The sequence below is a fragment of the uncultured Sunxiuqinia sp. genome (assembly GCF_963974515.1).
Classification (GTDB): Bacteria; Bacteroidota; Bacteroidia; order Bacteroidales; family Prolixibacteraceae; genus Sunxiuqinia.
Map to the genome: position 1 here is coordinate 1 of NZ_CAXBDD010000112.1, position 11990 is coordinate 11990.

12 protein-coding genes are annotated in these 11990 nt (G+C 47.4%); 6 read left to right on the forward strand and 6 right to left on the reverse strand.

From position 1 onward, the window contains the following. The first annotated feature begins 72 nt into the window (after positions 1-72). The 5 genes from dusB to AAC033_RS16490 all read left to right on the forward strand — a co-directional run bounded on the left by dusB (position 73) and on the right by AAC033_RS16490 (position 3552). On the forward strand, positions 73-1086 hold the full coding sequence (dusB, locus tag AAC033_RS16470) for a tRNA dihydrouridine synthase DusB (protein ID WP_339740121.1): 1014 nt from the start codon (positions 73-75) through the stop codon (positions 1084-1086). Continuing rightward, positions 1083-1466 carry a YkvA family protein gene (locus AAC033_RS16475; protein ID WP_339740123.1) on the forward strand — a complete coding sequence of 128 codons (384 nt, stop codon included), beginning with the start codon at positions 1083-1085 and terminating at the stop codon, positions 1464-1466. The genes dusB and AAC033_RS16475 overlap by 4 nt, the downstream gene beginning before the upstream one ends. Before the next feature lie 71 nt (positions 1467-1537). Further along, on the forward strand, positions 1538-1873 hold the full coding sequence (locus tag AAC033_RS16480) for a hypothetical protein (RefSeq protein ID WP_339740125.1): 336 nt from the start codon (positions 1538-1540) through the stop codon (positions 1871-1873). Positions 1874-2077: 204 nt separating this feature from the next. Next, positions 2078-2833: a sulfite exporter TauE/SafE family protein gene (locus AAC033_RS16485; RefSeq protein ID WP_339740127.1), complete on the forward strand. Its 756-nt coding sequence runs from the start codon at positions 2078-2080 to the stop codon at positions 2831-2833. 2 nt (positions 2834-2835) lie between these two features. Continuing rightward, complete coding sequence (locus AAC033_RS16490) at positions 2836-3552, forward strand: class I SAM-dependent methyltransferase (RefSeq protein WP_339740129.1); 717 nt, start codon at positions 2836-2838, stop codon at positions 3550-3552. Positions 3553-3611: 59 nt separating this feature from the next. Here the strand turns inward: AAC033_RS16490 and AAC033_RS16495 are convergent, their stop codons facing one another. From AAC033_RS16495 to AAC033_RS16515, 5 genes are all read right to left on the reverse strand, one after another. Beyond that, positions 3612-4454: a sugar phosphate isomerase/epimerase family protein gene (locus AAC033_RS16495; RefSeq protein ID WP_339740131.1), complete on the reverse strand. Its 843-nt coding sequence runs from the start codon at positions 4452-4454 to the stop codon at positions 3612-3614. Between the two features lie 34 nt (positions 4455-4488). Next, on the reverse strand, positions 4489-5928 hold the full coding sequence (locus AAC033_RS16500) for a Gfo/Idh/MocA family oxidoreductase (protein ID WP_339740133.1): 1440 nt from the start codon (positions 5926-5928) through the stop codon (positions 4489-4491). 260 nt (positions 5929-6188) lie between these two features. Then, on the reverse strand, positions 6189-6908 hold the full coding sequence (locus tag AAC033_RS16505) for a head GIN domain-containing protein (RefSeq protein WP_339740135.1): 720 nt from the start codon (positions 6906-6908) through the stop codon (positions 6189-6191). A 24-nt stretch (positions 6909-6932) separates the two neighbouring features. Continuing rightward, positions 6933-7652, reverse strand: coding sequence for a head GIN domain-containing protein (locus tag AAC033_RS16510; protein WP_339740137.1), 720 nt, complete (start codon positions 7650-7652; stop codon positions 6933-6935). A gap of 233 nt (positions 7653-7885) precedes the next feature. After that, the gene (locus AAC033_RS16515; protein WP_339740139.1) at positions 7886-8650 is read right to left on the reverse strand and encodes a type III pantothenate kinase; all 765 of its coding nucleotides are present in this window, start codon (positions 8648-8650) and stop codon (positions 7886-7888) included. Between the two features lie 204 nt (positions 8651-8854). On the opposite strand from AAC033_RS16515, the gene AAC033_RS16520 reads away from it, so the two are divergent. After that, positions 8855-9355: a response regulator gene (locus AAC033_RS16520; protein ID WP_339740141.1), complete on the forward strand. Its 501-nt coding sequence runs from the start codon at positions 8855-8857 to the stop codon at positions 9353-9355. 153 nt (positions 9356-9508) lie between these two features. Here the strand turns inward: AAC033_RS16520 and AAC033_RS16525 are convergent. Continuing rightward, positions 9509-11990 (reverse strand): TIM-barrel domain-containing protein (locus tag AAC033_RS16525; RefSeq protein ID WP_339740143.1); only part of this gene is annotated, 2482 nt, incomplete at its 5' end.

Below are 11990 nucleotides of genomic sequence, written 5' to 3' on the forward strand. Positions count from 1 at the left end.
GGATGAATATCTTGGAGAAACGATCTCCAGGGGGAGTTTGTTTTATATCTTTGCCACTAAAATTTTAGAAACGTGAAGATTGGATCAATTGAGTTAGGCGAAACCCCTTTGTTTTTGTCGCCGATGGAAGATGTTACCTACAAGCCGTTCCGCCACATTTGCAAACAACATGGCGCCGATGTGATGTACACCGAATTTGTTTCATCCGAGGCGCTGATCCGGGAGGTAGACAAAACCAAGCAGAAGATGCAGCTGTTTGAAGCCGACCGGCCCATTGCCATCCAGGTGTATGGCTCCAACATTGATTCAATGGTGCGGGCCGCGATTGCTGCCGAAGAATTTCAGCCCGATTTTATCGACATCAACTACGGCTGCCCTATGAAAAAGATCGTTAACAAGGGAGCTGGATCCGGCATGTTGCAGGATTTGGACAAGATGCAGCGAATGACTGCGGAGATTATCAAGGCCGTCTCGCTGCCCGTAACAGCCAAAACGCGCCTGGGATGGGATGAAGACTCACTGGTTATCCAGGAAGTGGCCGAACGCCTGCAGGATGTTGGCATAGCCGCGTTGGCTATTCATGGGCGCACACGCAAACAGCTCTACACCGGCGAAGCTGATTGGAGCCGGATTGCTGAAGTCAAGAACAATCCCCGCATCAGAATTCCCATCATAGGAAACGGCGACATCAACGGGCCTGAAAAAGCGTTGGCTTGTCTGAAACAAAGTGGGGTCGACGGATTGATGATTGGACGTGGATCCATTGGCCGCCCCTGGATCTTCACGGAGATCAAGCACTACCTGAAAACAGGCGAGTTGCTTCCGCCACCAACCGTTGCTGAAGTGGTTCACCGCCTGCTCGAACAGCTTCAACAATCCATCGACTGGAAAGCCAACGAGCGGTCGGCTATTTTAATGATGCGACGCCACTTCGCCAAATACTTTCCTGGTGTGCCTGATTTTCGTATGCACCGCATTAAATTGTTGCAGGCCATTGAGCTGCATGATGTGCAGCAAATCCTCGATGAGATTATTGAACACTACGGACACCTGCGGGTTGATTATACAAATGTGAGTTTAAAATGAATTCGAACGATTACAAGCAATTTTACGATGAACAATCGTTCCGGCAGAAACTGCAAAAGTTTGGCAAAACAGCCGGCGTTCAGGTGGCCTATTCGGCTTTATTGCTGTTTCATTTAATGAAGGAACCTACTGTTCCGTTGAAAGCGAAAGTGACCATTGCGGCCGCTTTGGGCTACTTTATTTTGCCAACCGATGCCATCCCCGATCTGTTGCCTATCGTTGGCTTTAGCGACGATTTAGGCGTCCTGATTTTTGCCCTGTCACAAATAAGCGGCAACATCACACCCGCTGTTCAGGAAAAAGCCAAAACGCAACTGCGAGCCTGGTTTAAAGATTTTGACGAAGCCAAACTGGACGAAATTCATTCCAAAATATTTTGACGATCCTTTTTTGTTTCTTGGCACTGTTTTTGAAATTCAACACCCCGAAAACAATTCAAAGCCTTGAAGCCATGAAACGAACCACGCTAATTGTACTTTTTGGACTTGTTTCTTTCTTTCTGTATCCCGAAATGCTGCAAGCTCAGGTAACGGTGGAGCAGAAACCCAGCCCACCCGAAGTTAAGCTGCCAGTGCCCGAAAAGCCTGGCCCCGACTACCAGCTCATTCCGGGACACTGGATTTGGCACCGACAATCGAAAATGTATGTTTGGGTGGGTCCGCACTGGGCTCCTAAAAAGGAAAACAAGCAATGGAGTCCCGGACATTGGGAAAAGCAGGCCAAAGGCTGGAAGTGGATTCCCGGCAAATGGGAAAAAATTGAAAAGAAACGGTTTTTCTTCTTCTGATAGAATAAACGAAGAGTAATTCAATGCGCTGAGATGAAAAACAATTGAAACTAGATTTAATCGATTCGTGAATACCGTGTTTTTGTATACGTGTTTGTTAAGTGTTTTTGGATTAGAGGTCGGATTGTTCTGGCCTCTTTTTTTAATGTACTTCCTGCCTGTTTCGGGGCAACTTTATTACATTTGTGCTTCTAAACAAACACCATGGAAGTGCTTTCACCCTTTGATTTAACTCCCCTGCAATGGGTTTTAATGGCGGTAAGCGGCATGCTCATTGGTATGTCTAAGGTTGGTGTACCCGGTGTGTCCATGATCGTGGTTCCTGTATTGGCCTTCATTTTTGGAGGAAAACAATCTACCGGGGTATTGCTGCCTATTTTAATGATGGCCGACTTGTTTGGCGTGGGCTACTACCGCCGGCACGCTCAATGGAGCTACCTGGTTAAGATTTTGCCCTGGGCGTTTCTCGGTGTTGGATTGGCGTTGTGGGTAGGCGAAGTGGTGAACGACGAGCAGTTTAAAGACCTCATTGCCATTTTGGTGTTTGTCTGTATTGGCTTGATGCTTTGGCGAGATCGCCGGAAAGACAAAACGTTTTTCCCCGATAGCTGGTGGTTTGCGGCATCAATGGGTGTGCTGGGTGGATTTGCCACCATGATTGGCAACGTAGCGGGCCCCATTTTCGCCATATACCTGTTGGCCATGCACCTGCCCAAAAATAGTTTTATCGGCACCTCGGCCTGGTTTTTCCTGATCCTGAATTTCTCGAAGTTCCCTCTCCATATTTTTGTATGGGAAACCATCACTTGGCCCAGCCTGAAGATGGATTTGATGGTATTGCCAGCCATCGCGCTGGGCGCCTTTCTGGGGATTTTGCTGGTGCGAAAAATTCCCGAAAAGGCCTATCGCACCGCCGTCATCGTGATTACCGCCATTTCGGCTTTTTTATTATTGATATAACTATGAAACGACTACAGCATTTTTTCAGCAACAAGCCTGTTACCCGCATTTTGGATGTGGGCAGTGGGTCGGGTGACTTTGTCAAATTGCTCGACACCACCTTTGAAGGAAAAGTCCGAATAACCGGCATTGACCCGGGAGAACAATGGTTGAAAGAAGGCCTTACCCGTTTTCCGCAGGAACATATAGAGTTTATTCGTATGAGTGGCGAGCAACTCCAGTTTCAGGACAACACCTTTGATGTTGTGGCCCTGTCTAATGCCTTGCACCACCTCGAAAACATTGAGCAAACCTTTAACGAAATGAAACGGGTGGTGAAACCCGGTGGCTGGTTGTTGATCAATGAAATTTCGAATGGCGAGCTGACACCGGCGCAGGAAAACCAACGCATGCTGCATCATTTCAAATCGTTTGTCGACCGATTGCATGGCATCACCCACCGCCCTACCTGGAGGTCTGATGAAATCCTCGAAATTGTGATTCAAAACAAGGTTGCCGTGATTGATTCATTTCTTCACCTAAAAATGAAGACCGTGAACCGGGAGGAACTTTTTCTTGACGACAAGTATCGTCAGATGGCGAGTTTGTTGGAAGAGTTGCAAGGGAGACCGGAGTTTGAACAAACCAAAGACCAGCTTCCACTTTTCAGGGAACGTTTGGCCAAACATGGCTTCCAAACTGCCCCGCAGCTGATGGTCATCGGGCAGGCCATGCGATAAGGGCAAGCGAGCCTGGCACAGCAGTCCGCCAAGCTCACCTCATTGCTGCTAGAGTTGGTCTATTGCTTCTTCGTTGTTGCGATGACCCCTCTGAAAAATCCAATGGATTCGGCTATTCCCATAAACGGATCGCCCATGTCTTTTTCGTGTTCCAGGCTGCACACGCCGCTATAATTTACTTCGCGCAGCATGTTCACAAAAGCCGGAAAGTCGATGATCCCGCGGCCAATTTCGAGCGAATACCCCTGCTTGGTTGCTCCAGTCACATCTTTGATGTGGATATCGAAAACACGAGAGTGGTATTTTTTCAGATCGGCTACCGGATCTTTGCCGTTTCGGGTGTCATGTCCAATATCCAGGCACATGCCTATTCTTACATCCAGCTCTTTCACATTCTCCCACACATCATCGGCATCCGGATAAAGGGCGATGTCGGGCCCGTGGAGATGAATGGCAAAATGAAAATCATAGGCTTTCACTTTTTGATCGATGTAGGGCAGCAACTCGTAATTGGGAACCCCGACGATCAGCTTCACACCAACGCGCTTGGCATACTCGAAAGCCCGGTCTACTTCGGCTTCGGTTTTCATGTAAATCGGTCCAACAGCATATCCTGTTACGTCCTTCTCCTTGAGTTTGGCATGAAATGCCGCGATCTGTTCGTCGGTGCTATTCGTCGGCAAATGAAAATCCTTGATGCACAAGTAATGCACATCAGTACGTTGCATCGTTTCCAGGGTTTTATCAAGGTCGAACTTAACAAAGGTGTAGCCCGCCATGCCTACCTTAAAGGACTCACCTGCCTCGGGAGCCGGTTGCTGTCCCGGACGCTCCGGCTGTGCGGTAGCGGCAAATAAAATGAGTAGCCCGAATGCGACAGAGAAAAAAGTCTTTCTAATCATGATTATTTGTGTTTAGTAATAAATCCAACAGCGTTTAAAGTTTATAGAATTCCTTCCATTCCTGGCGGGGTTTCGTTCCAGTAAGCAGCTCGTTGGCCAGCTTGTTGTTGGTAATTTGCTTGGTTTCGCGATCGAATACCAGTTTGGTATTCAACTGCTGTGCCAGCACCCCCAGGTTAAACACCTGGCTCAATGGACCAGCCACCTCGAATGGCGAACGCGTTGTCTCTTGTCCTTTGCACGCCAGCAAGAAGTTGGCAAAGTGGTTCGACGGACTTTTGGGAACCTCCGGTAATTGCGACTTCATTTCTCTGGCCTTTTCTTCGGGAATAATGGAAAGGGTACTGCCGTGGGAACCGCCTTTAAACGTCAGATCTTTACTGTAAATAATCTTGCCGGGATTTAGCTTGGCAGGTTGAATTTTACCGTTGCTGGCTGGCGGAATATTGGGATCAAGTTCGGAAACACCGTAGCCGTCGGGAACTTGCGGAACGTTATTTACCCCGTCGTACCAGGTAATCTCAACCGGAGGCATATCGCCGCGCTCAGGAAATTTGAAGGAAAGTGTGGACGACATGGGGAAGAAAAATTTGTTGCGCCCTTCCAGCATAACCGGATCAACCTCGTAAGGTAATCCCAGATCTAAAAACTCGTGTGCCGTATCCATGATGTGTGCACCCCAATCTCCGAGAGCACCCATGCCGAAGTCGTACCAGCAGCGCCACTGCCCGTTGATGTAATCGTGGTTGTAGTCGTGGTGTTGCGCGGCTGCAAGCCAGAGGTCCCAATCCAAGGTTTCGGGAATGGGTTCGGCTGCGGGAAAATTTTTGATTCCCGTATCCCAGCCATGCCAACGCCGAGGGCTGTTCATGTGGGCGGTTATCGCCGTAACATCCTTAATAATGCCAGCTTCTTTCCAGGCTTTAAACTGAAAATAATTGGCTTCGGAGTGTCCCTGGTTTCCCATCTGGGTAACGACCTGGTACTTTTTTGCACCATCCATCATCAGCTGTACCTCGTTGAACGTTCGGGCCATCGGCTTTTCGACATATACATGCTTGCCCAGACTCATGGCCAGCATTGTAATCGGAAAATGCGAATGATCAGGAACGCCCACGCTCACCGCCTCAATTTGATTCCCCATTTGATCGAACATCTCACGGAAGTCTTGAAAGCGCGGAGCATCGGGAAACATTTTCAAAATTCGGTCGGTATGTGGAGCGCCCATATCCACATCGCAGAGGGCCACAATGTTGCATAAACCGGTGTCGTACAAAGCCCGGATGATTTCGCCACCCCGGTTACCAATTCCACAGCAAGCCAGGTTGACCCGCTCACCGGCATTGGCCAGTTTTGAAGCGGGACGAACAGCTCCACTAACGGATTGGGTGATGATTGTGGGAACGGCAACTGCTGCCGTTAACGCCAACGCATTTTTCAGAAACGAGCGTCTTGAAGATTCATTGAATTTCATCGGTTGATTATTTTATTGATTTATAGTGAGTTCTGTTTCTTTAAAGACATCGGAATAGCAAATGTAATGATTTTTAACGGCTGAAGGGGAGTCTTTCGCTGGTTTTCGATTATACTTCAGGCTTTTCTTCCGGTGAACAGGCTTGCTTTTCAGTTAGCAGTAAATGGGTATCCGAATAGTCATCACAGATAGTATTCGCTAAACAACTCAAAAAAAAAGCCATCTGCTGATGGCTTCACGGCTTTGAGAAGAGCTCGCTTTTAGTCACTGTAAACATCGCCGCCGCTGGACTCGTTGATGTTCTTTTGGGTGGGATTGCCTTTGTACCGGATGTCGCCGCCACTGCTGGCGCTGGCTTTTAGGCTTTTGGTTGCATGCACTTCGGCATCGGAACCGCTGGACACACTGACGACGCAATGCTCGGCCACCAAGCCGCTACAGGAAATGTCAGCTCCACTCGACGAAGACGCTTCGAAATTCACGACCCTTCCGCTTAAGCTGGCATCGGAACCGCTGCTGGTATCCAGCCAAACGGACTCTGCAAACAGTTCTTCAATTTGGATATCGGCACCTGCGCTGACGGAAATTCTGAGCTCATTTAGTTTGAACGGATTTTGGGCTTCGACATCGGCTCCGGCAGAAACAGACAGGCTGGTGAGGTCATCAAAAGTGACATGAACCCGGGAGCTTCGATTCCATTGGAAACCGAAAGTCTTTTTCATATAAATATGCAGGACCCCGTCATTCACTTCAGTCAAAATGGCGTCAATCACATCAGGATCAGCTTCGACCACGACTTTTTCCGAGCTTCCCTGAGTGAGATACAAATCGATGCCACTACTCACCGAAATTCCATGAAATGGGGCGGTGTTGCGATTTTGTTCTCCTGTTTTCTCTTGCGTAGCGTAAGCCGGAGCGGTAATCAGCAGGGCAAGTAGAAAAATCACGATTCCGCGAGCCTGTTTTTGTTTGGTCTTCATTTGTCTGGGTTTTTAAGTTTTTGATTATTGTTTGATGATATTCCCGCCTGACGATGTTTTAATATCGACCGACGATGGGTTTCCGGAGTAGTAGATGTGTCCGCCACTGGAAGCTTCTCCTTCAAAATCGCTGGTTGCCTCCAAATAAATGTGCGCTCCACTCGATACATCAGCCTTTCCGCTTTTGGCAACTAATCCGCCTGCTTTAAGGTGCGACCCCGATGAAGCGCTGTAGTCCGCATCGCTCGTCTTGCCATCCAGCGTTATTTGTGCGCCTGATGAAGTTTTGGCTTCCAGCTGCTGAGTGTTCAGGCTCAGATTTTGCTGGCTTCCCGAGCTCGCCTGGGTTGAGAAGTGCTTCAGCCGGAGCATGCCACTGGAGCTGACTTGCGATCCGGAGCTCGACTGCAACTCTTCCAAATCAATCAATTCCACCGTAATTAACAATTTACGTGATCGCTTGATGCGTCCTTCGGTAAAGATATTCAGCTCACCACGTTTTACTTCGGTGCGGATCACCTCATGCAGGTTTTCATCGGCCTCAACAGTTAGCAAATTTTTATCGGATTGAATTAGCAGCACTTTTAAGCCGGTGGAAACCTTCACTTTGTCAAACTCGCCAACATCACGATATTCGGTTGTCACGTTGCCATTTCCTTTGATTGACGGTCCCAGAAAGAAACATGAAGCCAGAGAGAATGAACAAACTAAAATGATCGAGAATAGAATGAGTTGCTTTTTCATACGATGTAGCATTTAATGGATTGACGCAGAATTTCAATTTTCGTTACACAAGTTAGGAAGCTTGTTGCAGACTGGCTGTTTTATTTCGTCGAACCGGTGAAAATTGTCGGTAAAGCCTGAAAGATTTTAAAAAGAAATGGAGCGATAAGGTGAATCCTTAATCAAAAGCCCAATCGAATGCTCAAGTTGGTTGCCAAAATTAGAAGTTGTAACGAAGGGAAAACGGTATGGTCTTATCCAATCAAGTCACCAATGATTTTCAATCCATCAAGGGTAAGGTTGGCTTCGAAATGGGTAATCCGGGAGGTTCCCCCATTCAAAACTTCGGACAAGCCACCGGTAGCAATTACATGCAGTTTCTGCTGCAATTCAGCTTCGGTTCGTTCAACCATCCGGTCAATCAAGCCGGCATAGCCTATGATGACGCCCGACTGAATGGCATGCACGGTGTTCTTTCCCAGAACAGAAGGTGGCTGAGCCAATTGGACGTGTGGCAGCTGGGCCGTATCACCCGCCAGTGAACGTACCGCAGTGCCTAAGCCAGGGGCAATAGCGACACCCAAAATTTCTCCCGACCCTGACACTGTAATAAACGTGAGTGCGGTTCCAAAATCAATCACCATGCATGGCTTTTCAAATTTGGTGAATGCGGCCATTGCATTCGCCACCAAGTCCGTGCCGATTTGATAAGGATTCAGTATTTTGATCGGCAAGCGATGATAGATGTCTGGTTTAATCAGCAACACCTTTTGATTCAGGAACCGTTCGATCAACTCTTTAAAGTCATCGTTGAGCGAAGGCACCACGCTGCTTAGAACAACCTTTGAGATCTCATTTTTGCAGACCTTGCCACTGGCAAACAGCGAACGGAAAATAACTTCATACTCGTCTGCCGTTTTTTTTGTATCGGTCCGAATTCGCCAGATATTTTTCCACACTCCATTTAGGTTGATCCCAAATACAATGTTGGTATTCCCAATGTCGATGATTAACTGCATAAGAATCATTTATGGAACAAAGAAACAAAAAAAAGACCTGAAAAAGAGATGTGATCAAATGGCTTATTATCAAACTGTTTTTTATACATTTATCGTCATAAATTTCGTTTCAAAGTTGTTGTGTTTAAAATTTTACTAATTTTAACAAAATTAAAAGCGCAATTATTCTACACAAGAGCATACTTAACTTATTATTTTTAAATCATGCAAAATAATAAAAGTCCTTTAATTTTTGTTGTTGAAGACAATCCGGTATACAGCAAGCTTGTTGTAAGTTATCTAAAAACCAATAAGTTTACCAATACCGAAGCATTTTCATCGGGGGAGGAAGTGTTGAAAGCAATGGAGCGACAACCCAAAATTGTTATACAGGACTACTTACTGGATGGGATGAATGGCATCGAAGTGCTGAAGAAGGCGAAGCAAATTGCTCCGGATGTAGAATTTATCTTCCTTTCGGGCCAGGACAGCATTGATATCGCCATTAATACGATGAAGTATGGGGCCTACGACTACATTGTAAAGGACCAGATGGCGCTGAAAAAGATGGTCAATAAAATAAACAGAATTCTATCGGTGAGTCAGCTTGAAAAAAGCAACAAGCGCTATAAAACTGGGGTCGTATTATTTTTCATCGTCTTATCGCTGGCTATCATTACCATTATCGCCATTGCTATCATGTATCCCGAAACCTTTGGATTCTAAAAAGTTTTTAAAGAACCTTGACTACGATGGAAAACAATTGCGTTTGACCTTTTCCAACGATCGTTCATCGTATTCAGCTTCTTTCGATTTTAATACAACCGTGTGAAGCGCATTTTCACTGTTAGAGGTCGGGCAGAACCCAACTTCCAATAGTTAATTATTGTCTAGCTCTACGGCTGCCCCATTGTAATTGATCACAACGCCCTTGTCACTTTCAGGATTAAATGTCTGAGCCCGTAACTTCGACACAAAAATGACTTCAAACTTCCGCTCCTTCAACATGCCTTCAAATTCGCCTTCACGTGCCCTGATAGTCAGCTTTTTCGACGCTTCATCGTAAGTCATCGGAATATTGGCAAACGCGCCTTTTTCGTAGTTGTAGTTGGTTCCTTCGTCTTCGTATAAACTAAACTGCGCGTCAGCCCCCGTGTACACATATAACTTGATGTGATCGGCTTTCTTTTGCGAGGTGTATTCAATTTCGGGCCCAACAGGCAATATGGATCCGGCGCGAACAAACAGTGGCATCCGCTCGTAAGGTGCACTCACTTTCAACTTTTGACCACCGGCTATGTACTCGCCGGAGTAAAGGTTGTACCACCCGCCGTTGTTGGGGAAATACACGTCGCGCTTGCGGACCTGGTAGTTGTATACCGGGCAAACCATTAGCGATGGTCCAAACAGGTATTGGTCGCCAATGTTGTGAACTCGCCGGTCGTGGGGGAAATCCATTGCCAAACCGCGCATGAGGGTGTAATCCTTGTGATATACATCGCCGGTCAAGCTGTAGATGTATGGCATGAGGCGGTAGCGCAATTTGTTGTAGTACAGCATCGACTGGTAAGCCGGGTGACTTTCGGGCGCCAGGTTGTAAATTTCGCGGTTGGGGTATTGCCCATGAACCCGGAACAGCGGAACAAAAGCGCCAAACTGGTACCAGCGGGTGTTCAGTTCGCGCCATTCTTCCATTTCGGGACTGCCCTCTTTGGCTCGCTCAAACTGCTTCTGAACACTGAAACCACCAATATCCATGGTCCAGTAGGGCAAGCCCGACATGGAAAAGTTGATGCCTGCCGGAATTTGAGCTTCCATGTCTTCCCAGCAAGTGCCAATGTCGCCACTCCAGGTCACAGTTCCGAAACGCTGCATACCCGTGAAGCCCGAACGGGTCAGGATGAAGACCCGGTTATCCGGATTTTTGGCCCGTTGGCCTTCGTAAATTCCTTTGGCATTCATCAGGGCAAAGGCATTGAAGTATTTGGTTGAAGGCCCGAAGGCGGTTGGATTCATCAGCTGTTTGCGGTATTCCACACTGGCATTTGACAGAATGTCCGGTTCGGTAGCATCCAGCCACCAAGCGTCAATTCCTTTTTCATACAGGTGCTCGTCAATTTGTTCCCAGAAAAGCTGGCGCGCTTCCGGATGGTAGGCATCGTAATACGAACCGATGTAACCCGGATGGATCCAGTCGCGAATGCTGTCTTTAATAGCTTGCTGATACATCCAGCCATTTTTATCAAATTCGTTGTAATGCTCGGTTCCAAGGTAAAATTTGGGCCAGACTGAAAGCATAATCCGCGCGTGGTTGTCGTGCACTTCCTGGATCATGTCTTCCGGATCCGGGAAACGGCTCGTATCAAACTCGTGGCTTCCCCATTGGTCCACTTCCCAGTACGACCAGTCCTGTACAATGTTGTCGATTGGAATGTTTCGCTTGCGAAACTCTTTCAGGGTATTCAATAATTCGTCCTGTGTTTTGTAGCGTTCGCGGCTTTGCCAGAATCCCATGGCCCACTTGGGCATTACCTGGGCTTTTCCGGTTAGCTGGCGGTAGTTTTTAATTACCCCGTCCATGTTGTCGCCTTTCATGAAATAGTAATCAATCTGGTCGCCCATTTCCGACCAAAATGCGATGTCATCCTGCGCTTCGGGAGCCACTGGCGAAAGTGCTTTCAGGCCAATGTAGGACACGCCGCCATCGGGAATCCACTCCAGCTTCAAGTGGTATTTTTCGCCCTCACTCATCTGGTATTGAAATTTGGCTACCGAAGGGTTCCAGGCTGTGCGCCACTGATCGACATTCAGTTGGCCGTCGATCCAGATCTTCGTGTAGCCGGCGTAGTAAAGCAGGAAGTGAAACAAGCCACTTTCCTTTGGCGAAACCTCACCTTCCCAGGTAATTTTGGCTTTGTTGAAGATGAACCCTTCGGGAAAGTTCTCAATAGTTTCCAGGTTTTCGTAGTCTATTGTGCTTTCCTGCCGCACCGTGAAAACGTGGTTCTCGTCGGTATCATCAACATACGTAGCGGTCAAACTGCCTTCTTCTCCATCTTGGTTATAGAGGACGAACTGGTCGATCTGCCCGTACGGACGCTCATCGCCAAAGCGCGAAAAGGAATAGTTGTCCCACAGCAAACCGTAATTTTTGGTTGAAATGACAAAGGGCACCGACACTTTGGTGTTGTACTGAAAGAGCTCTTCGTTTTTTCCCTTGTAGTTGAATTCGTGGGCCTGGTGCTGTCCAAGCCCGTAGAGCGCTTCGTCTTCAGACGATTCAAATACCTGCCGGACAGCATATCCTTTGGTTCCATCTACTTCGATGGCTTCGAACTGCTTTCCGCCATTTTCCTTCTCC

Bases quoted from the DNA above. Each gene is read 5' to 3' on its own strand.
- AAC033_RS16510 (WP_339740137.1), bottom strand. From the start codon at position 7,652: ATGAAAAAGCAACTCATTCTATTCTCGATCATTTTAGTTTGTTCATTC.
- AAC033_RS16485 (WP_339740127.1), top strand. From the start codon at position 2,078: ATGGAAGTGCTTTCACCCTTTGATTTAACTCCCCTGCAATGGGTTTTA.
- AAC033_RS16500 (WP_339740133.1), bottom strand. From the start codon at position 5,928: ATGAAATTCAATGAATCTTCAAGACGCTCGTTTCTGAAAAATGCGTTG.
- AAC033_RS16475 (WP_339740123.1), top strand. From the start codon at position 1,083: ATGAATTCGAACGATTACAAGCAATTTTACGATGAACAATCGTTCCGG.
- AAC033_RS16490 (WP_339740129.1), top strand. From the start codon at position 2,836: ATGAAACGACTACAGCATTTTTTCAGCAACAAGCCTGTTACCCGCATT.
- AAC033_RS16505 (WP_339740135.1), bottom strand. From the start codon at position 6,908: ATGAAGACCAAACAAAAACAGGCTCGCGGAATCGTGATTTTTCTACTT.
- AAC033_RS16495 (WP_339740131.1), bottom strand. From the start codon at position 4,454: ATGATTAGAAAGACTTTTTTCTCTGTCGCATTCGGGCTACTCATTTTA.
- AAC033_RS16515 (WP_339740139.1), bottom strand. From the start codon at position 8,650: ATGCAGTTAATCATCGACATTGGGAATACCAACATTGTATTTGGGATC.
- AAC033_RS16480 (WP_339740125.1), top strand. From the start codon at position 1,538: ATGAAACGAACCACGCTAATTGTACTTTTTGGACTTGTTTCTTTCTTT.
- AAC033_RS16520 (WP_339740141.1), top strand. From the start codon at position 8,855: ATGCAAAATAATAAAAGTCCTTTAATTTTTGTTGTTGAAGACAATCCG.